Genomic DNA, 20,958 nt, shown 5'->3' on the forward strand with positions numbered 1-20,958 from the left:
CGGGACGGGGCGGGACGGCTTTGGCGCCGGTGTCGGCCATCATGACGTAGCCGTGGCGCTTTCGAGTTCGGAAGGTGGCGGCAGAATCAGCTCGACGCGCCGGTTGGCGGTCCGGCCGCGGGGCGTGGTGTTCGGCTGGCGCGGGTTGGCGTTGCCCATGGCAAACGCCTGGACGCGCTCGGTGGGAATGCCGCGCGCCGTCAGGTAGCCCAGCACGAGTTGCCCGCGCTCGCGGCAGAAGTCCTGGCGGCTTTGTTCCGTGCCGGCGTTGTCGCTGTAGGACTCGATGCGTACGGCGGCTTCGGTCAGGCGTAGAAACTCCACCAGCCGGTCGAGTTTGGCCATCGCCGCCGGCGTCAGAGCCATGGGCTGGCGGGGCATGGTGATGAAATCGCTGTCCGGCAGCACGAGCACCGAGCCGCGCGCTTCAAACCGGGCATCGCCAAAGAGACGGGCCAGCTCTTCCCGCAGGGCCCGGATGCGCGCTTCGCGGGTCGCCGCTTGGGCACGGTCGAGTTCGCTGCGCAGGCGGCGGATTTCCTCGCGCAAACTGGCTGTATTGGCATCCCCCTGCGTTTTGTCGGCAACCGTGCGGTTGTAGGCATCACGCAGACGCTCCCGGTCGGCCTCGACTTCGCGCCGCAGCCGCCGTTCGTTGTCAAGCTGCGCCTGCAGGGTGGGAATCTGTCCGACCCGATCCTGAAGTTCGGCAATGACATCATCCTTGGCCGCCAGTTCCTGGCGGCGGCGTTCGGCGGCGCGGCGCGCCGTGGCAATACGGCGCGCCCGCTCGGCCAGCCGGATGGCCGTATCAGCCGTTTCGGCGGCTTCATCGCGGCGTCCACGGCGGTAGAGGTCTTCGGCGGCTGCAAATGCATCGCCGGCGGCGGCCATCAGTTGGGGGGCAAGCTGATCGGCCTCGTAGTAGCGGGCAATGTCGCGGGCGCGCTGTGCCTGAAGCAGCTCCGGCGGATAGCGCGGATCGCGCCCGGCCGCCGGCGGCTCCGGGCTGACGATCCGGTTTTCCACGTCGGCATCGCCGGAGAAGTCAATTTCGTTGTCGGCAACGAAAACCTGTCCGGTACGGACTTCGGCATTGGCCGCCACGACGAGGCGCGAGGGCGACGTGACCATGTAGTGCGGCTCGGCCGTGACGATCAGGCTGAAGTTGCGGTGACGGGTCGTGGTGCTGATTTCCGAGCCGAACCAGCCGTCGAGTGTGTCGCTCTGCCGCTTGCGGTATTCGCCCAGGTTGTCGCAGATGCCTTCGGGCGTCACGGCCCACATGACGTATGTGGCGGCCATCGGCCCGACCGTGGCCGGGCGGGGCAGCCGTTTGAGCGTCAGGGAGATTTTCGTAATGCTGCTGCGCCGTTCGACGACGGCCTCGCCGCTGACATTTGCCCCGAACCGCTGGGTGCCCACCATCGGGACGCGCACTTCGCGGTCGAACGGATAGCGGATGGTGACGGTGCGAAAGGTGACATCGCTGCGCGGCACGGGCGGAAGCTGCTGCGCCGCAGCCGGGCACAGGGCAGCGAGGCTAAGGGCCGCGGCCAGGAACAGCCGGCCTATCCTGTGGTGCATGGTCGGTTCTGTCATGGGGTGTCGTACTCGGAAGTGTATTCGGTTTGGGAAAAGACCCGCAGCCGCCGGTCACGGGGACGAATTTCCACTGTCCGCCGGGCGGCTGCGCCGGGCGGCCCCGTCGGGCGATAGACGGCAATGTACTGCCCGCTGAGATCGTCCACGATGCGTTTGAAGCTCCGTTCCAGATCGGCTTCGTCAGTCGGGAAGAATGCCTTGCCCCCGGTGGCGGTGCAGAGCTGTTCGAGGGCGTCGCGGTCCACGTCGCCGAACCGGAAGCGGTCGCCGAGACCGAGCGCATAGACGACAATCCCACGCCGGCGCAGACTGGCCGCCACGCGCCCCGGCGAAAGCTGGCTGGCGGTGTCGCGGCCGTCGGTCAGCACGCAAATGGCCCGGCGAATGGCGCGGCGCGTGCCGCCGCTGCCAATGACCCGCCGGGCGGTGTGTCCTTCGAGGATTTCGCGCCCGGTGATGTCCAGCGCGTCATAGAGCGCCGTGCCGAGCGGGGGTGTACCGTTGTCTTCATCGCGGAAAAGCTGTTCGCGTTCGATGCGTCCGAGGGCAGTTTTGAGCGATTTGAGGTGGCTGGTCAGTCCGTTGACGAGATGGACTTCACCGCCGAACGTCGCCAGCGCGCCGTAGTCTTTGCCGGGGCGGAAAAACGCATCGAAGAACACATCCACAGCGCGTTTTTCGGCCGGCAAAAGCGACGCCTGGCTGTCGCTGGTGTCCAGAAGGACGGCCAGCATCAGTGGCAGTTCGTTGCTTGTGCGGAAAAGGTCAATGGTCTGCCGCTGCCCGTCTTCATAAAGCTCGAAGTCAGAAGCTTGCAGGTTGGAGACGATGCGCCCGCGCTCGTCCACGACACTGAACACAACACCCCGCGAGTCGGCGACAATGGCGATTTCGTCGCCGGGGTCGGGCAGCGGCGGGGTGACGGTGCGTGGGCGTCCGCCGTCCTGGGCCAGATTGAGCAAAGGAAACAGCAACGTGACCAGAAGCGCCGGAAAGAAGCCAGGCCAGCGTAAGGACATAGTGGGCAACTCACATGATGACGCGCAGGTGACTCCACCCGCCCGTCAGGAGGTCTTCTTCGGAGAGGCCGTCTTCGGGACTGCCCGGCATGACGAAGACGGCATCGCCGAGGATCGTCTCCGGGTTGACATACAGGATGCCGTTGACGAGCGAGCGCAGGGTTTCGCGTTGCCAGTAGCACCGTTCGTCCGTGACAGCCTCGCCGGGCGGGTATGGGACGCTCAGCAGCAGCAGAATGGTTGCCGCGACGTAGTCCTTGCGGTTGGAGAGACGACGCATCTGGTCCACGTCTTCGCCGACTTCTTCATCTTCGGTCGCCGAGGAAGCCGACAGTTCCGCCGACCATTCCTCGAACATCCGCTGTCCTTCTGCGCCCGTGACATATTCCCAGTAGGTGTGGGTCCAGTAGGGTTCCTGTTCGAGCAGCAGCGCCACGATGCGCTTGAGGTAACGCTGTTTGGCGGCGACATCCTGCAGATCGCCATCCGGGTCGGCCACAACCGCAGCCAGCCGCCGGCGGAGGGTGTCTTCGCCGAAGGCGCGAATGACGAGCTGGACGCCGAAGAAGTAGAGTTCCTCATCCTTGAGGAACAGCCTGGCAAACCACGAACGGCGCGACATCCGTTTGTTTCCTCGTTTCCCGGTACATCAAAGATTCTGGCCCTCAAGGACCGCCCCCAGGGCGGGTAGCATATAGCATATTTCGGCCGCCCTTTGCCGTTAGCCTTCGGGGGGAGCAACCCTGTACATCGGCCCGGCCTCACAAGCTGCGGCCGGCTGGCTGTGTCGGGGTCGGTGCTCCCCGGAATGTTTCATCTCCGTATCGTGGGCGGCCGCGGGAGTTCTTCCCGTAACCTCCCGTTCATCTTTCAGCCGGGGCCTAACTATTTTTCCAGAAAAGACTTAGCCAGACGCAACACGCGCCTGACCGGGGCGATAACGTGGTGTGGAAGGCCCATGTGTGGTCCACCCGGCACCAGAGCCGTTACCTATTTTTTCATTCGCCCCTGTGGTCTTTGAAAGGTTTTGTCATGTCGCGCATCGGTAATCCCTTCGCTGCCCTCATCTCCCGTCTGCAACGTGCGCGGGTGGAAGACCAGTCCATTGCTCCCCGGACGCGCCCCCAACCGGCGCCGACCCCCTCCGAAACGACGCCGGCACGCCCGACGACGTTCAGCCCGACTTCGCTCGATGCCGCCCACACGGCCCGGGCCGGTTTCAACCAGGCCGACCGACTGCGCGCCAACCTCTTCTCGATGTTCCGCCCGGCCGCTGCGCCCACGGCTGCCACGTCTGCGGCTGCCACAGCCGGCAATACCCAGACGGTAACGGCTTCAGCCACCCCCAACGCTGCCATCCGTGACTTCCAGACAACGACTTCCACGATTGCCATCACCGAGGATTTGAAAACGACCGGCGTGCGCGTGGATGTCAACATCGCGCACAGCTACGCCAGCGATCTGGTGGTCAAGCTGCGCTCGCCCGAAGGGCGCGAAGTGCTGCTGCGCAATCGTGAGGGCGGACGCGGCACCGGTACGGTCAGCTTCACGGCGAACCCATCCGACTTCAACGGGGTTTCAACCAAAGGCAACTGGACGCTGGTGGTCGAAGACCGTGCTGGCGGCGATGTCGGTACGCTGCGCAACTGGTCGCTGGCGCTGACCGGCGCCCGGCCCGCGCCAGAGCCGCCGCCGGCGGCCGGCGGCCGTACGGTGACGCAAACGGCCACGCCGAACGCGGCCATCCGCGACCTCCAGACGACAACCTCAACGATTGCCATCAATGACGATCTGAAGACGACCGGCGTGCGCGTGGATGTCAACATTGCCCACACCTACGCCAGCGATCTGGTGGTGAAACTGCGTTCGCCCCAGGGACAGGAAGTGACGCTGCGCAACCGTGAAGGCGGGCGGGGCAACGGTACGGTCAGCTTCACGGCCAATCCTGCCGATTTCAACGGAACGGACGCCAAAGGCGAATGGACGCTCATCGTGGAAGACCGCGAGCGGGCCGATGTGGGAACGCTGCGGAGCTGGTCGCTGTCGGTCACGGGCACGGACCGCACGCCGCCGCCGGCGCCCCCGCGCCCGACGCCGCCACCGGACAACAGCCCGCTGCTGCTGGGCAATCCCTCGAATGCCGTCCCGGATGTGCGCCAGGAAAACAACTACCTCATCGTCCGGGATCAGTTCACGGCTTCCTACAACCGGGCTGACGCCAAACCGAACTGGGTGGCCTGGCACACCGACCAGTCGCACCTCGGACGCGAAGGGCGTGGCAAGTTCGATGAAAACAGCACCGACAACCAGCTTCCCGAAGGCTGGCGGCGCGTTACGACGTTTGACTACACCGGCAGCGGCTATGACCGTGGGCACCACCTGCCGAGCGCCGACCGTACAGCTTCGCGCGCGGCCAACAACGGCACATTTCTGATGACGAATGTCCTTCCCCAGGCGCCGGACAACAACCAGGGGCCTTGGGAGCGGATGGAACGGTACGTCCGCGACCAGATTCGCCAGAACGACATGGAGGCCTACACCATCATGGGCAGCTACGGCGAAGTGGGCCGGATTCCAGGGCAGGGAGGTGACGCCAACATCGCCATTCCCGAACGGGTCTGGAAAGTGGTGGTGCTCATCCCACGGGGTGATAACGACCTGGAGCGTATCAACCGGGATACGCAGGTCATCGCGGTGGACATGCCGAACCGCCAGGGCATGCGCAACGACAACTGGGAAAACTACCGGGTGTCGGTGGCGGACATCGAGCGTGCAACCAACACGCAGTTCTTTACGAACCTGCCGCCGGAAGTGCAGGCGGCGCTGCGCGAGAAGGGGCGTTAGTCCGGTTGATTGGCCAGTCCTGATTGGCCAGTCCGCACCATTCGGCCGCACGGTGGTTGGCTTCCGCCGTGCGGTTTTTTCTGCGGGGCTGACCGGCGTCATCGCGCCGGGGACATGCCGGGCGGGCCTGTCTATCCTGGCCAGCCGTGACGGATTTCGTTCTCCGGCTGCCTGAGTCCGCCGCCGGCTTCAGCGAGCAGCCCCAGGTGGGCCACCACCCGCCGCAGGAGCCGTCTCATGTCGCCGGAAGGAACTCCCTGGACGGTGAAAACACGGTTTTGCTTCAAAGCATCCTTCAGCACATCGCGCAGAAGTTTTACCTCTGCCGGCGTCGCGTCGGTGAGGGCCAGCAGAACCCGGTCATCGGCTCCCTGCACAAACGACCGGAGCGCCTGAACGTCCTCTGGTGCGATTTCAAACCTGGCTGGCAGAAGCCGCTTTGCCGGTGGTGCCTCGGCGGGTTTGTCAACCGGGATGAGCCGGTTGTGCGCTTTCGCATGTGGGCTGACCTCACAGCCGCTCAATGACGGTTCGTGGAAGGCCGCCTGCTCCTTTCTGAGGCTGTCAAGAACGGTCTGAATCGCGTGGCGGTTCGTGCCAAAGATGAACACCGTCTCCAGTGGCTGTACGGCATCCTTGAGATGCCCGAAGAGATTCGCCTCCACGTCGTTGGCGTTACAGAGCGGAAGCAGTCGCTGGCGTTTGTTTTTGATGGGTTCAATCCGCACCCCGCGCCCTACCGACTGAAGAATGAATTTCCGGGCATCCGGGCCTATGCCGATGTTGATGTAGCCAATCACATTCGGGCGGTTGGAGTCCCAGCCCTCATAGAAGGAGCGGGAGCCCAGCAGGATGTTGATGTCTGATGCATCCCCGTTCAGACCGGCAAACAGACTTTCATTGTCAAATCGCTCCACGATCTCATAACCCGTGAGCTTCTCTTTGAGCCAGGCGGAGATGTCGCCAATCCTGATGAGGGCAAAGGGGCGGTCAGCCGTCTTCAGTTTGAACGCCATCTCCTGACGATTGGAGGGGCGTAGCAAAACCTCAATCTCCCCGTGGCTGCTGGCGTTGAACACGCACTGACAGAGGTCTTCCGGCAAAAGGCTGTCCCATACAGCCGGGTTGATGCGCACCTTTTCATCTTCAAAGAGAAACTCAGGTTGTTGCTCCAGTTCCCGGCGCAGCTCTTCCTTGGCTGCCTGCCACAGGTCAGGTGGTACGCCTTGCCGGGCCAGGAGCTCCAGCTCACGGAAAAACCGTTCCAGGTCGGCATCCCGGGGGTTGACCGAGTTCACCAGCAGCAGCAGCAGCGGGCGGTGGTAAAGGCCAGCCGGCTGGACCGTGCGCTCATACACTTTCCGCACATACGCCAGCATGATCAGCATCTTCAGCACCACCTTCCGCTTTTCCGCGTCCGGGTCGTCTTCCGGTTTGTCCCGGAAGGCGCTCAGTTCCGGCTGCACCACCAGCAGGTGTTTGCCGTAGCCCCGGCGGATGTACTCCGCGAGGTTGAAGTTACAGACCGTGGTGGCGATGTCGCGTGGGTCGGTGAAGGTGGCGGAGAAGTTGAACAGGAAACCGTTGCGCGAGAGGATCGAGTAAATGTGCTGGCGTTTGGAGTCCTCGCGGTCGCCTTTGTGGGCCTCGTCCAGCAACACAAACCATTTTCCGTCATTATCGTAGTTGCGGAAGTCTAAAATCTTTTCCTTCTGCTGGGCGCTGAGGTTGTCAGAACGGTAGTAAAAGACGGTGATCCCCTGTTCCCGGAACAGGGAAGATCGCTCGCGCTTGACCGCGGCGTAGTCTTTCAGTTCATGCAGCACAATCGGCGTGTCACTGTGGCTTGTATTGAACTCCGCCACATGGCGCCTGAGCTGTTCGATGAGGTCGGTGCGGTGGGTGAGAAACAGAATATCGCACGGCGGCACTTCTCCGGCCTGAATCAGCCGCCCCAGCCGTTCCATGAGCTTGACAATGACAACGGTCTTGCCGCTGCCCGTGGCCATCCAGAAGTTCAGGCGGTTGATAAAGGCTTCGTAGCTGATGTTCCCGGTTTGGGCGTGAATATAATCGGCATAGTAGTTCAGGAGCAGATCAGCCAAGGCAGGTTTCAGCTCAATGGAGAAGTCCTCTGAAAGTCCGTTGTCGCCATACCACTGCCAGAACCGCATCTTGCGCTGACGGTTGGCGTCGTCGGCAGGGTGAGGCGGGCCGTTACCAAAATCTTCGTAATACTTCCACAGGGCCTTGAGTGCGTTCTGGAGCGCCCGTTGCTGGTAATCGAACAGGCGCTTCGTAGGGGAGAAGTGCGAAAGGTCATCCATCCACCCCTGGGGCAGACGGCTGTCGGGAATATCTTCTGCCATGTATTGCATGTGGATGCGCGTCATTGTCGTCACACTGTATCGGTCAGCTCATCCGATGCCTTAACTTTTACCTATGCACTTCAGAAGTTTTTCGTGTGTATCTATCTCACCCTTGCGCAGCATGTTATCTGAAGGGCTAAGGAAAAAAGCAGCCGAGTGCCAGCTTTCGTCAATGTTGTACGCCTTTTTGTTATTTATCCTTAGCCTGTATTTTGATTTCAGATAACTGATGAAAGCTTCACTTTTCAGCCATTTGTTGCAGTAGGTCTTAAGCAGCAAAGGGAGTTCCGTCTTTCCGGTTGCGCCTTTCCCGCCGACATAGAAGACGTGCACGTGGGCATCACAGGTTTTCAGTTTGCCGTATTTTTCGACTTTGATTTTCTTGAGAAAAGTGGAAATTTCTTTTGGTGGTATCCAGTGGTTCAATGTTTTCAGGCAGTTTGTCTCATACGCTTTATCAATAAAGCTGAATGCGGAAATGTAATCCAGGCCGATGTTACCTGTTATGGTGTACCAGCGCGCTTCCTCCTCTTTCACCTGAACCAGAAATTGTGTGCCATCGGGCAATATCACTTTGGCGTCATGATATGGGGTATTGTCTTTTTGAATGTTCCATTCATGTGGAATCAGGCCGGACTTTGCTTTCCAGATGTCCAGAATGTGTGATTCTTTCCTGCTGTAGCGACTGAAGTGGTCCACACGGTTTACCTCCTACCACCAAATTAGTCTCTTGATCTGTCGCCAATCGAGATGCTCCAAATCCAACTGCTGACCATCCTCAAATTGCACGGATGCAGGGATGGCTGACGGCTGAAGTCCCGGTTGAATGCGTCGAACCCGCTTGCCTGTCAGATTGGAAAGTGTTTCGGGCAGGTCTATGTTCCTGTAAAGTTTGCCCAGGTTCAACTGCACCTCATCCAGCTCCGGGCTTATCTCCAGGGCATCCAGCATCTTCGGATCGCGCAGAAAAACATACTGACACGGGTCGGCCCCGGCCGGCGGTGTGAAAAGACTGCTGTCTTCGTAGCGGGCGCGACTCAGGGTATCTTCAAACTGCTCAAGCTCATAGTACTTCACGAAGTGACTGATGCCCTTGCCATCCGTTTGCGCTCTGCCGTCTTTCCACTTGTCCGAAAAGATGACCTTCTTGATGCGGGGGATCAGCAGGGTGTAAAAGTATTCACCCATTTCGACGAGAATGTATTTTCTTTTCCGGCCATCTTCCCGGCAGAGATTCAGGCAGGCGTGCGCTGTCGTGCCTGAACCTGCGAAGAAATCCATGACCGTATCACCTGATGCTGAAGCAACCTGCAGGAGCAGGCGAACCAGGGAAACCGGCTTCGGCTTTATCCGTTGCACGTCTGTTTCAGGGAACAGTGCCGACAGTTCGCGGCTGGCATCGGCGTTGGTGCCCACCGGCACGCCATTATCCGCGAGCAGACTTTTGAGCAGATTGCCCTTGGGGTTGCCCTCAGCATCGTGGAGATAGTTTTTGATTTGTGGCTCATAAGTGCCTTTTGAGGTACGTCTGAACTGAATCAGACCCGACTGGGCATGCTTCCACATCTGTTCTCTGGAAATCAGCCAGGTGGCTTTGCCGGGCGGGGCAATACGGATGACGGTCTCAGCCAGGTTTTCATCTTCCGTCCTCGTACGCAGATCATAGACCTCACTCCCATGCACTGCATATCGAAAGCCCACCAGTTGCAGCGTTTCGGGATGCACCAGCAGCTCATAGTTCAGGTTGGGACGTTTTTCCTTTGTCTGCTGACTTGGGCCCAGCAGTCCCATCCAGCGGTATGCACCTCTCCCGTCCACGTTGCTGAATTCATCCAGTTTTTGCTCGCTGAGGATGTTGTGATAGAGAAACGCCTCTTCGTTGCCTTGCACTAAGACATATTCGTGGTTCTCTGTCATGTCCCTTTCGGAGAAACTCCCTATCCCCCCCCGCTTTCTCCAGATGAGATTACCAAAGCGTTTGGGGAAGATACTTGAAGCAAGCATTTGTAACCGGTAGCTTTCGCCCTCCTGTGGATTCAGGTCTCCGATGCTGATAAAGATGATACCGTCGCCTGCCAGCAATGACTTGGCAACTGCAAGCCGGTTTTCCATCATGGTCAGCCATGAGGAATGTTTGAAACTGTCAACATACAGAAATTCATCAACGCCGGTGTTGTAGGGTGGATCAATGTAGATGGCTTTCAGTTTCCCCTGCCATTTGGGCAGAAGCGTATGCAGTGCCTGGTAGTTTTCACTTCTGATGAGCCAGCCATCCAGTGCTTCATCGAGGTTTTCAAAAAGGGCGACGACGTGAAGTTCCAAATCGGGAAAATATCTGGTGTCAACCGGAAGATATTGGTAGCGCGGATGAAGGTGTCTTCCGTCTATGAGGTTTTCCTGCCAGATGTGTCCAGGCTGAAACCTGTCGTCCACCATGCCCAGATCGCGCCACTCCTGGAGCTGGCCCGGCATGCCCGGATGGCTCAGAATCTGCTGTAGTATCTCCATCCCGCCCGGTTGTCTGGCAATCCGATCCAGTGTCATCACGTAGTGGCTGTTCAGCACAAACTTCGGCTTGTTCCAGATGTTGACCAGCTCATCCTCGAAAGCCGCGATGAAATCAATCACCCGATAGGCAATGTGTTTGAGGGCCTGCAACTGTTTGAGGCGTGTTTCCGTCCACCCGACAGGTGGTGCTTCACCGGGTCGGCCCAGCAGGTACTGCCACATCCACAGGTCAAACTGCTCGCGCAGAAAGCCCCTGGCATCCTTGCAGAGAAAGTAATCCAGCTTGCTTTGGCGTTCAAAAAGACGGAATGCCTTTTGGAGGGTCTCGGCAGAAGGGACAGCGGCTGTATAGCGGTTCAAACCCAACCCATCCCGAATGGCCAGACGGATCGTGTCAATCCTGGTCTGCCGCCCTTTCTCCGGGTAGTGAACCGTGAAGATGATCACATCATGTTCCGGTCTGTGCTCCCTGAAGGTATAGAAGAGTTCGCGTTTCTCGTTGGCACGCTTGTGCTCCAGTTGTGAAGCATCGAAATGGAAGCGGAAGCCATCCACTTCCACGGTCATACTCTGAAACAGGTGGTCAGTTTTGACATAGTAAAGCCGGGCTGTTTTCCAAAACAGCACAACGTCATGTTCATTGGTATAGACCTGCTCGTAGATGCTCTGGTGATATGGGGTGAAAACAAAGCCAATGGAACCGCCCTCGGTAAAGTAGCGGCGGAAGAATGTGTAGAGCTTGTCGAACAGCTCCTCACGGAAATCGGGGAACGAGTTCAGTACGCTTTCGGTTTCCTGTCTCAGGTGCGGCTCCATCACGCTTTTGAAATAGTGCGACTTGATGCGCATGAGGTTGATATAGCCTGATGCTCCCTCGACTGGCGCACCGATGAACACTTCTTCCAGTCTTTCAAAGAATTTTTTTTCATTCGTGTTTTTCATGAATGCTTTTCACCCATGGGAAGCGTGCTTCGTGCACCTTCCCGAATGCCACGTGCTGCCTGCCGGGTGCCGTGTGTGTACCAGGCTCGGAAAACTCTGGCTCAGCCCGGCCCGGTGCCACCGAACACCTCGGGGTAACGGGCCAGCGCCTCCTCCAGGTCGCAATCATGGCGGACGCTGATGACGCGGTAGCCACTGCGCACGAGTTCCGCGCGCAGCTCACGGTCCTGCGCGGCCCGGGCTGGCTCGTCGTGCACGGAGCCATCGCAGAACACACAGACATTCGGTGCATAGAAAAAGTCGGCCATACAGTCGGGTTCGGCAATCCGCTTCTGTGCGTCATCGGGCAGCCGGTAGCCGCCTTCGGCAAGCGCGTCAAGCAACCGCCGTTCAAGTTCGGAGCGGGAATCGGTGAGGGACCGCAGCCACGCCAGGTGTTCGTTGCGCGTTTTGCCTCTCACCCGCGGCTCCGTACGGCCGGCGGCCAGGTTGAACAGCAACTCCCGGATGTGGTGCCGGTTGAGTTTGAGCGCTTCATGCTGGTTGGCGAAGCTCAACAGGCACTCGTAGCACGCCGCGCGGCAATCCGGTCGGGTGTCGCTCAGGCCGTCCTCCCGGAGTTCAAAGTGACAAATCTCAAGCGCGGCACGCGCCACCTCAGCCAGCGTGGTTGCCTCTTCCACAAATCTCCGCAGGACGCCCGCTCCGCCCTCAGCCGTTTCATACAGCAGAATGGCCCGGTGCTCCCCGTCGCCGATGGGTTCGGCCGCCAGTTCCGTCTCTTCCAGCTCAAACGTCTCTTCAATGCCCCGCTTGAGGGCGTAGCGCAGAGTGGCCTCCAGCGTCTGATCTGCGCACCGGTCGGATTGGGCAAGGCGTACGAGCAGCACATTCTGCGTCGTGCGTACGGCCAATCGGATATGTTCCAGACTGCGCAGGCGGGAAGAATTACTCTGCTTGTCAGCCGACGAAATGACCTCGCCGCTTTCAAAGTCAACCAGGAAGCCTTTGGCTTCCAAGCCGCGCCAGCCGTGATTGATACGGAGCAGCGTCGCCGACGGAGCATAGACCAGGCGAAGCAGCAGCGTTTGTCCGCTGACCACATCGGCCTCCTGAACACGGTGGCCGGAACCCTCCGGGGCAAACTGGAAAAACGTTTGCAGCTCGTATCCCCGCCGCCGGCGTTCCTCTTCATCGGCCGTAATGCGCGCGCGGCGTTTCATCCGCACATTGGGCATATCCAGCAAAGGGGCAACCAGGCTGTTGGAACCATCGAACCGGGTGTGGCAGACGGGACAGCAATCAAAGTGCGGGTCGGCAAAAGCGCCACACGTCAGACACAGTTTCTGGCTGTACCTGCGTTCATCCAGTCCGCCCGGAGGCGTCTGGAAGGCCACGGCTTCCCACTGGCGTCCCTCGTGGTAGAGAAAGTTGTGGGGCGCAAACTCCCGGATCGCCAGCGACCGCGGCCGGGCAATGAATTCACCTTCGCTGCCGCGTGGCACCCAAGCCCGCACCGGCAGCGCCGGAAAGTTATAGCCGGGCAAAAACCCTTCGCTGGCAAGATAACGGTAGGGATAGAAATCACCTTCTTCGCGCCGGGTGTTGGTTTGCAGCAGCAGATTGCGCTGGCGTAGTGCTTCCTGCTGGCGGCGATTGGCTTCCTGCTGGTCATCGTTGCTGCGCGCGCGCAGCAGGGCGGCCTGGGCTGCCTCCAACTGGCGGGTGGCCGCGCGATAGAGTTCCCGCCAGCGGTCAAACGCCCGGTCAAACACACGGGGCGCCTCTTCGATGACATGCCGCACCCAGCGGTCGCTGAACCAGCCGCTTCTGGCGAGCGCTTCGCCGTCAGCCGCGAGCAGGGCGCGCACGCGCTGCCCGATTTGCTGGCGGGCTGACTCGGAAAGCTGGAGCTGAGCGATCACTTCCCCGCGCAGTGGCAGTTCCTCACGTGCCGTATCTATGACCGTTTCGATGGAGTTCTTCAGGGGCAGGCGTACGTGCGCCAGCCAGACCGCATGGATGTGCGCGCGCAGCAGCGACTCGTTGGCCAAATCCAGCCGTGGCGGCCGCACTCGCCCGGCCACCATTTCGGCGCGGCGGCGGAAAAAGTACTGGTCATGGCTGTTGAGCGCGCCACAGTAGGTCACGATCAGTCCGGGTTGTCCCTGCCGGCCGGCACGTCCGCTGCGCTGCGCGTAGTTTGCCGGCGTCGGCGGAACATTGCGCAGATGCACCAGCTCCAGATCGGCAATATCCACGCCCAGTTCCATCGTCGGGGAGCAGATGAGGTAGGGCAGTCGGCGACCCGTCTCCGCCTCTTTTGTCTGGTCCTGCCCCTCCCAACGGAAGCGCCGTTCGCGGCGCTCGCGCTCGCCGGGCCTGACCACCTGCGCCGTGTGTTCTCTGGCTTCGAGCGCCGCCAGGCTGGCTGCCGCCGACTGGTAAAAATGCTGGAAGAAGGCGTTGACAGGACGGGAAGGGACCGCGTAACCCGCCGCGTCTGCGCGTCGTGAGTAGAGGGGATCGGGAGCTGGTGGCGTCCCCTGTCCCAGACACCAGCGAAGACACCCGGCATCGAGCTGATAGTACGTCTGGTTGTCGGTGGTGTCGGTGGCGAGCAGGCCGTGACCGACCAAAAGGTCAAGGAGCGCGCCGAGAAATTTATCGTACGCCTCAGCGTTCAGCCCAAGGCGCTTGCTCAGGAAGCGGCCAATGAGACTGCGCGCGCTCAGTCCAAAGCCTGGTCCCTGACGGCTTGACGGACGGTGCCGGACAAAGCGGTTGGCCGGGCGCAGTTCGTCATCCTCCGGGTCAAGTCCCCAGAACTCATTGAGGTATTGCCCGGCACGCCGGCGCAGGCTTTTCTGGAAATCTTCCTCCAGTGCGCGAACCCGGATGGCCAGTTTGCGCCGGAACTGGTCCAGCACCGCCCGGAGAAGGGTTTTCCGTTCCTCACCAGCGGCCTGCCTGAACCACGGATGAAGATCAAGCAGCTTTTGGCTTTGGCAGAGTGTATCCAGTCCGTCGTACCCGATGCTGAGCAGCCCTGCCTGTTCGAGGTTTGGGTGTGTCACCCGCCAGCCCCGCCGCAGGTCATCATAGAGCCGATATTCCGTCAGGTCGGTAAACGTCTTCCAGACTTCGCCGGCCGCTGAGGTTTCCGGGTCAAGAAGCGGATTCTGGGCGATGTCGGCAATGCCAAGCCCTGACGCGCGGACGACGGCTTCCGCCACCTGGTCAAAGGCCAGTTCCGGGGATTGACGCAGTGCCACATACAGCGCCGCCCGCAGCAGCGCCACGTGGACGAAATCATTGAAGTGTCCGGCCTGCAGCGAGGCGTCCTGGCGGTTGTCCGTAAACGTGAGCAGTTTGTCCCGTGCCGCTCCGGTGCGCGCCGCATGCCGGAGCAGGGAGTTGGCAAGGATCGTCGTGGCGCTGGAGCGTCCTTCACTTGAGAGGGAGGCAAATTTGACAAAATCGCGCTCGCGCCCGGTGTAGTACTCACCACAGCCAAGGCACAGGGAAAACGGGTGTGGCTGCCACCACATCTTCTGCGCTCCATCCTGCGGGGCCGGGGAATACGCTCCGTCCGGCCGGACCCAGACCGCCTGCGGCACCCGCTCCTTCCAAGTCGGACTCAGTTTGCCGTCAGCCTTGAACCAGTCTTCGGGAAGCTGTTCCCGTGACCAGTCACCCTCGCCGGGGGCCAGCATCAGATACCCAGCCTGCGCGTCGTCCCCATCCGGTTCTGTCCCTACCGGATGGGGCAAAAATCGCTCTTCCTGCTGCACGGCATGGTAATAGTCCTGCCCGCACTGGCGGCAGAATTTGACTGGAAAAAACAGCTTGTCTTCGCCGGCCTGTACCTGCCCTTCAAGTGAAAACCGCCGTGCTTCGTGTGTTTCCACGGTGGCATAGAGCGTCCGACCCTGAGCGATGAACTGATGGAGCTTGAACGCTGGCGCCCGGGTGCGGCCCTCCCGTTGGAGGCGGCTGGCGTGCGCCAGCAGTTTGCGCAGGGCGTCGGTGCAACGCTGGACATCGCCGCCGGTCAGCGCGGCGAGTTGTTCGGCTACTTTGGAAAGCTCGCGTGGTGTCCGGCGCCTGAGCATCCCATCGGGACTTTGTTCGATGCCGAGTTCATATTCCAGCCAGCGCATGAGGGGGTGGCCGCGCAGTGCGGAGAGGTCGCCGGGCAGGGGCGTCCCGACGGCGGCTTGCAGTTCTTCTGTGGTTGGTCGGCCGCCTTCGGTAAAAGGCACAAGGGTTTCTTCGATGACATGCTCCGGCCCGAAATGATGACCGAAGAAGCGCTTGGCAAAATCGGCGACGCTTTGCCGACGCTCTTCGGCGGTGGCATCCGGCCGCGAGATCATGGTGGCGCTGGTGCCGATGTGTAACAGGCCGTCCCCGGCACAACGTTCTTTGAGCCGGCGAACGAGCATGGCCACGTCCGCCCCCTGCCGGCCCCGGTAGGTGTGCAGTTCGTCGAAGACCAGAAAGCGTAAACCCCGGTCGGCGAATGGTGCGTGGCGAATCGCCGGTGGCAGTGTGGCTTCTACCTTGCTCTGCCGTTCGCCATTCGCGATCTGCTCCAGAAACCGCTGATCTTCGGGCCGTACCAGCAGCAGTTCCGCCATGACGTAGTTGGTGAGCAGAATCTGTGGCGGGTTGAGCCGTATCTTCTCGCGCGCGGCTTCAGAAGTTTCTCCCGTGTATTTGGCAAAGTGCACCGGAAAGGGGCGGCCGGAGGTGCGTTCATAACGCTCCTTGAGCGCGTCCAGGGCCTGGAACTGGGAATTGACCAGCGCATTCATCGGGTAGATGACCAGCGCCGCGGCCCGCCCGCCGGTGTCGGGATGGCGGATCAGGCTGTCAATGATGGGCAGAAAGTAGCAGAGACTCTTTCCCGAACCGGTGCCGCTGGTGACGACAAAGCTTTCGCCCCGTGCGGCTTTGTCAATCGCTTCTGCCTGGTGGCGGTGAAGGCGAAAAGGGTGTCCGTCCTCAAGGCGGAAGATACGTGCTGTCTCCCGCGTGATGTGACCGGTGCTGGCCAGCTCATCAACGGTCGGCCCGGAAGCGTAGGCGGGGCTCAACTGCACCAGCGGTTCGGGCCAGAGATAGCCCTCTTCTTCCATTGACCGGTCCACGAATGCCCGCGCCCGGTCATCGGCAATGAGGAAAAACGAGCGGACGAAGTTTTGGTAGTCGTCCAGAACGGCGGAGTGGAGGTCAAAGATGGTGGACATCGGCGCTACCCTGCAAAGTCTTTTCTACGGCGACGCCCACGGCCTTGGGATGGGTCCGCCACCCCGGAAGAGACATGCGGGCAGGATGCCCGCGCTCCCAGCGGGGTCCGGCCGGCGGATGATAAGCCTCATCGCCCCGCAAGTGCCTGGCTTCAGCCATGGCTTGCCTGGAGGTGCTTTGAAACCGCGCTATGGTGTCACAAAGACTTCTTCGAGGGTCGCGGCCGTGGCGGCTTTGGTCAGCAGACGTTCCAGTTCGGCGTCAGTGGCAGCATCCAGGCGCGACTGCCAGGGCGTCAGGTCGGCGTCGGGAAACCGTACCCGCAGCAGTTGCCGCAACGCCCACAGCTTGCCCTCGTGCTGCCCACGGTGCATACCCTGCTGCAAGCCCTGCTGCATCCCTTCCTGCAAGCCCTGCTGCACGCCTTCCCGCAACAACGCTTCCGCCCACTTCTGCACGTTCGTCGCCAGCATCGTCCCTTCCCCCGTCTCCAAAGTCTCCTCCGCCGCCATCATCGCCCCGGGATGCACCCGCTGCAAGTACCGCTTCACCCACTGCGTCAACACCCGGTCAATCCGCTCCCGCCCCGGCATCCCCCTCAGCGCCTCGCTGATGCGCCCCACCACCGCCAGCGCCTCTTCCTTGCCCTCCGCATTCTCCAACGCAAATATCCCCGCCACCACGTTCCGCACCCCAGCCAACTCGTGGTCGCCGTACGCCCCCTCGTCCAGCAGGTAGTACCGCAGCCGCGGCTGATATGCACGCAACACCGGCGGACACTCAATCACCTCTCCAATGTCCGTCGCCACCCGCCACCGTCGCTCCCCGTTGTATAACACCACCGGCAGCACCGGCGGCAGCCGACGCGGGTCAACCCGCTTCTCCTTGATGAGTGAGTCGTACAGCGCCGCCACGTACTGCACCATCCGCACCGGCATCGCCGCGTCGGGCGTGGACTGAAACTCCAGCAGCAGATACAGGTACAGCGTCGTGTCGGCCATCTTCACCCGCCAGACGACATCCTCTTCGCGCGACTGCATCGCTGGCGTGACAAAGCTGCCCGCCACCAGTTCCAGCGTGGAGAAGTCCAGCAGTTGGGCAATGTCCGGCGTGACAAACCCTTCAATGAGTTGCTGAACCAGTTCCGGCAGGCTGAACAGCGCCTTGTAGCCGGTGTCGTGAAAGGGCGCGTCGGTCATCGGCGGGCGGCTGCGTGCGGCTATTCCGTCGCAAACACCGCATCGAGGGTCGCGGCCGTGGCGGCTTTGGTCAGCAGATGTTCCAGTTCGGCGTCGGTGGCGGCGTCCAGGCGCGACTGGTAGGGCGTCAGGTCGGCTTCTGGAAACCGTACCCGGAGCAGTTGCCGCAACGCCCACAGCTTGCCCTCGTGCTGACCACGATGGACGCCCTGCTGCATGCCCTGTTGTAGCCCCTGCTGCATACCTTCCTGTATCCCCTGCTGGATGCCCTGCTGTCTGCCTTCCCGCAGCAGCTCTTCCGCCCACTTCTGCACGTTCGTCGCCAGCATCGTCCCTTCCCCCCTTTCCAGAGTCTCCTCCACCGCCATCATCGCCCCGGGATGCACCCGCTGCAAGTACCGCTTCACCCACTGCGTCAACACCCGGTCAATCCGCTCCCGCCCCGGCATCCCCCTCAGCGCCTCGCTGATCCGCCCCACCACCGCCAACGCTTCCTCTTTGCCCTCCGCATTCTCCAGCGCAAATATCCCCGCCACCACGTTCCGTACCGCCGCCAGTTCGTGGTCGCTGTACGCCCCCTCGTCCAGCAGGTAGTACCGCAGCCGCGGCTGATATGCACGCAACACCGGCGGACACTCAATCGCCTCCCCAACATCCGTCGCCACCCGCCACCGCCGCTCCCCGTTGTATAACACCACCGGCAGCACCGGCGGCAGCCGACGCGGGTCAACCCGCTTCTCCTTGATGAGTGAGTCGTACAGCGCCGCCACGTACTGCACCATCCGCACCGGCATCGCCACGTCCGGCGTGGACTGAAACTCCAGCAGCAGATACAGGTACAGCATCGTGTCGGCCATCTTCACCCGCCAGACGACATCCTCTTCGCGCGACTGCATCGCCGGGGTGACAAAACTGCCCGCCACCAGTTCCAGTGTGGAGAAGTCCAGCAGTTGGGCAATGTCCGGCGTGACAAACCCTTCAATGAGTTGCTGAACCAGTTCCGGCAGGCTGAACAGCGCCTTGTAGCCGGTGTCGTGAAAGGGCGCGTCGGTCATCGGCGGGCGGCTGCGTGCGGCTATTCCGTCGCAAACACCGCATCGAGGGTCGCGGCCGTGGCGGCTTTGGTCAGCAGATGTTCCAGTTCGGCGTCGGTGGCGGCGTCCAGGCGCGACTGGTAGGGCGTCAGGTCGGCGTCTGGAAACCGTACCCGCAGCAGTTGCCGCAGCGCCCACACCTTGCCCTCGTGCTGCCCACGGTGCATACCCTGCCGCAAGCCCTGCTGCAAGCCCTGCTGCATCCCTTCCTGCAAGCCCTGCTGCACGCCTTCCCGCAACAACGCTTCCGCCCACTTCTGCACGTTCGTCGCCAGCATCGTCCCTTCCCCCGTCTCCAAAGTCTCCTCCGCCGCCATCATCGCCCCGGGATGCACCCGCTGCAAGTACCGCTTCACCCATTGCGTCAACACCCGGTCAATCCGCTCCCGCCCCGGCATCCCCCTCAGCGCCTCGCTGATCCGCCCCACCACCGCCAGCGCCTCTTCCTTGCTCTGCGCATTCTCCAGCGCAAATATCCCCGCCACCACGTTCCGCACCCCAGCCAACTCGTGGTCGCCGTACGCCCCCTCGTCCAGCAGGTAGTACCGCAGCCGCGGCTGATATGCACGCAACACCGGCGGACACTCAATCACCTCCCCAACATCCGTCGCCACCCGCCACCGCCGCTCCCCGTTGTACAGCACCACCGGCAGCACCGGCGGCAGCCGACGCGGGTCAACCCGCTTCTCCTTGATGAGTGAGTCGTACAGCGCCGCCACGTACTGCACCATCCGCACCGGCATCGCCGCGTCCGGCGTGGACTGAAACTCCAGCAGCAGATACAGGTACAGCGTCGTGTCGGCCATCTTCACCCGCCAGACGACATCCTCTTCACGTGACTGCATCGCCGGGGTGACAAAACTGCCCGCCACCAGTTCCAGCGTGGAGAAGTCCAGCAGTTGGGCGATGTCCGGGGTGACAAACCCTTCAATCAGTTGCTGGACAAGCTCCGGCAGGCTGAACAGCGCCTTGTAGCCGGTGTCGTGAAAGGGCGCGTCGGTCATCGGCGGGCGGCTGCGTGCGGCTATTCCGTCGCAAACACCGCATCGAGGGTCGCGGCCGTGGCGGCTTTGGTCAGCAGATGTTCCAGTTCGGCGTCGGTGGCGGCGTCCAGGCGCGACTGGTAGGGCATCAGGTCGGCGTCTGGAAACCGTACCCGCAGCAGTTGCCGCAGCGCCCACAGCTTGCCCTCGTGCTGCCCACGGTGCATACCCTGCTGCAAGCCCTGCTGCATCCCTTCCTGCAAGCCCTGCTGCAAGCCCTGCTGCATCCCTTCCTGCAAGCCCTGCTGCACGCCTTCCCGCAACAACGCTTCCGCCCACTTCTGCACGTTCGTCGCCAGCATCGTCCCCTCCCCCGTCTCCAGACTCTCCTCCACCCCCATCATCGCCCCGGGATGCACCCGCTGCAAGTACCGCTTCACCCACTGCGTCAACACCCGGTCAATCCGCTCCCGCCCCGGCATCCCCCTCAGCGCCTCGCTGATCCGCCCCACCACCGCCAACGCTTCCTCTTTGCCCTCCGCATTCTCCAGCGCAAATATCCCCGCCACCACGTTCCGCACCCCAGCCAACTCGTGGTCGCCGTACGCCCCCTCGTCCAGCAGGTAGTACCGCAGCCGCGGCTGATATGCACGCAACACCGGCGGACACTCAATCGCCTCCCCAACATCCGTCGCCACCCGCCACCGTCGCTCCCCGTTGTACAGCACCACCGGCAGCACCGGCGGCAGCCGACGCGGGTCAACCCGCTTCTCCTTGATGAGTGAGTCGTACAGCGCCGCCACGTACTGCACCATCCGCACCGGCATCGCCGCGTCCGGCGTGGACTGAAACTCCAGCAGCAGATACAGGTACAGCATCGTGTCGGCCATCTTCACCCGCCAGACGACATCCTCTTCGCGCGACTGCATCGCCGGGGTGACAAAACTGCCCGCCACCAGTTCCAGCGTGGAGAAGTCCAGCAGTTGGGCGATGTCCGGGGTGACAAAGCCTTCAATCAGTTGCTGGACAAGCTCCGGCAGGCTGAACAGCGCCTTGTAGCCGGTGTCGTGAAAGGGCGCGTCGGTCATAGGCAGGAAATCCAGGTGTCAGTGCGATGCACCAGCCGCGCATGCGCATCG

General features: G+C 61.7%; 12 protein-coding genes. 1 reads left to right on the forward strand and 11 read right to left on the reverse strand.

The features are described 5' to 3' along the window. Positions 1 to 39 precede the first annotated feature (39 nt). Genes J8C05_RS14545 through J8C05_RS14555 form a run of 3 tightly spaced genes read right to left on the reverse strand, consistent with a single transcriptional unit; the run spans position 40 to position 3,246 of the window. On the reverse strand, positions 40 to 1,602 hold the full coding sequence (locus J8C05_RS14545) for an OmpA family protein (RefSeq protein WP_211423470.1): 1,563 nt from the start codon (positions 1,600 to 1,602) through the stop codon (positions 40 to 42). Beyond that, the gene (locus J8C05_RS14550; protein WP_211423471.1) at positions 1,599 to 2,624 is read right to left on the reverse strand and encodes a VWA domain-containing protein; all 1,026 of its coding nucleotides are present in this window, start codon (positions 2,622 to 2,624) and stop codon (positions 1,599 to 1,601) included. Before J8C05_RS14550 ends, J8C05_RS14545 begins: the two co-directional genes overlap by 4 nt. Before the next feature lie 10 nt (positions 2,625 to 2,634). Next, complete coding sequence (locus J8C05_RS14555; protein ID WP_211423472.1) at positions 2,635 to 3,246, reverse strand: DUF1517 domain-containing protein; 612 nt, start codon at positions 3,244 to 3,246, stop codon at positions 2,635 to 2,637. A gap of 410 nt (positions 3,247 to 3,656) precedes the next feature. Here J8C05_RS14555 and J8C05_RS14560 point away from each other — a divergent pair, with 410 nt between their 5' ends. Then, positions 3,657 to 5,468 carry a DNA/RNA non-specific endonuclease gene (locus J8C05_RS14560; protein WP_211423473.1) on the forward strand — a complete coding sequence of 604 codons (1,812 nt, stop codon included), beginning with the start codon at positions 3,657 to 3,659 and terminating at the stop codon, positions 5,466 to 5,468. 131 nt (positions 5,469 to 5,599) lie between these two features. Here J8C05_RS14560 and J8C05_RS14565 read toward each other — a convergent pair whose 3' ends face one another. From J8C05_RS14565 to J8C05_RS14600, 8 genes are all read right to left on the reverse strand, one after another. Continuing rightward, complete coding sequence (locus J8C05_RS14565; protein ID WP_211423474.1) at positions 5,600 to 7,861, reverse strand: DEAD/DEAH box helicase family protein; 2,262 nt, start codon at positions 7,859 to 7,861, stop codon at positions 5,600 to 5,602. Between the two features lie 36 nt (positions 7,862 to 7,897). Further along, positions 7,898 to 8,536 (reverse strand): hypothetical protein, encoded by a 639-nt coding sequence (locus tag J8C05_RS14570; protein WP_211423475.1) that lies wholly within the window; start codon positions 8,534 to 8,536, stop codon positions 7,898 to 7,900. Between the two features lie 12 nt (positions 8,537 to 8,548). Next, entirely contained in the window at positions 8,549 to 11,287 is a 2,739-nt protein-coding gene (locus J8C05_RS14575) for a site-specific DNA-methyltransferase (protein ID WP_211423476.1), read from the reverse strand. A gap of 101 nt (positions 11,288 to 11,388) precedes the next feature. Further along, positions 11,389 to 16,542 (reverse strand): DEAD/DEAH box helicase, encoded by a 5,154-nt coding sequence (locus J8C05_RS14580; protein WP_211423477.1) that lies wholly within the window; start codon positions 16,540 to 16,542, stop codon positions 11,389 to 11,391. Positions 16,543 to 16,731: 189 nt separating this feature from the next. Beyond that, positions 16,732 to 17,742, reverse strand: coding sequence for an Rpn family recombination-promoting nuclease/putative transposase (locus J8C05_RS15685; RefSeq protein WP_211423478.1), 1,011 nt, complete (start codon positions 17,740 to 17,742; stop codon positions 16,732 to 16,734). A gap of 20 nt (positions 17,743 to 17,762) precedes the next feature. Next, the gene (locus J8C05_RS14590) at positions 17,763 to 18,797 is read right to left on the reverse strand and encodes an Rpn family recombination-promoting nuclease/putative transposase (protein WP_211423479.1); all 1,035 of its coding nucleotides are present in this window, start codon (positions 18,795 to 18,797) and stop codon (positions 17,763 to 17,765) included. A gap of 20 nt (positions 18,798 to 18,817) precedes the next feature. Further along, positions 18,818 to 19,840: an Rpn family recombination-promoting nuclease/putative transposase gene (locus J8C05_RS14595; protein ID WP_211423480.1), complete on the reverse strand. Its 1,023-nt coding sequence runs from the start codon at positions 19,838 to 19,840 to the stop codon at positions 18,818 to 18,820. Positions 19,841 to 19,860: 20 nt separating this feature from the next. Next, positions 19,861 to 20,907 carry an Rpn family recombination-promoting nuclease/putative transposase gene (locus tag J8C05_RS14600; RefSeq protein WP_211423481.1) on the reverse strand — a complete coding sequence of 349 codons (1,047 nt, stop codon included), beginning with the start codon at positions 20,905 to 20,907 and terminating at the stop codon, positions 19,861 to 19,863. Between the last annotated feature and the right edge of the window lie 51 nt (positions 20,908 to 20,958).

The sequence above is a fragment of the Chloracidobacterium sp. N genome, assembly GCF_018304765.1.
Lineage (GTDB): Bacteria > Acidobacteriota > Blastocatellia > Chloracidobacteriales > Chloracidobacteriaceae > Chloracidobacterium > Chloracidobacterium aggregatum.

Coding starts and splice junctions, on each gene's coding strand:
- J8C05_RS14560 (WP_211423473.1), top strand. CDS start 3,657: ATGTCGCGCATCGGTAATCCCTTCGCTGCCCTCATCTCCCGTCTGCAA.
- J8C05_RS14580 (WP_211423477.1), bottom strand. CDS start 16,542: ATGTCCACCATCTTTGACCTCCACTCCGCCGTTCTGGACGACTACCAA.
- J8C05_RS14595 (WP_211423480.1), bottom strand. CDS start 19,840: ATGACCGACGCGCCCTTTCACGACACCGGCTACAAGGCGCTGTTCAGC.
- J8C05_RS14545 (WP_211423470.1), bottom strand. CDS start 1,602: ATGACAGAACCGACCATGCACCACAGGATAGGCCGGCTGTTCCTGGCC.
- J8C05_RS15685 (WP_211423478.1), bottom strand. CDS start 17,742: ATGACCGACGCGCCCTTTCACGACACCGGCTACAAGGCGCTGTTCAGC.
- J8C05_RS14565 (WP_211423474.1), bottom strand. CDS start 7,861: ATGACGCGCATCCACATGCAATACATGGCAGAAGATATTCCCGACAGC.
- J8C05_RS14575 (WP_211423476.1), bottom strand. CDS start 11,287: ATGAAAAACACGAATGAAAAAAAATTCTTTGAAAGACTGGAAGAAGTG.
- J8C05_RS14590 (WP_211423479.1), bottom strand. CDS start 18,797: ATGACCGACGCGCCCTTTCACGACACCGGCTACAAGGCGCTGTTCAGC.
- J8C05_RS14600 (WP_211423481.1), bottom strand. CDS start 20,907: ATGACCGACGCGCCCTTTCACGACACCGGCTACAAGGCGCTGTTCAGC.
- J8C05_RS14550 (WP_211423471.1), bottom strand. CDS start 2,624: ATGTCCTTACGCTGGCCTGGCTTCTTTCCGGCGCTTCTGGTCACGTTG.
- J8C05_RS14555 (WP_211423472.1), bottom strand. CDS start 3,246: ATGTCGCGCCGTTCGTGGTTTGCCAGGCTGTTCCTCAAGGATGAGGAA.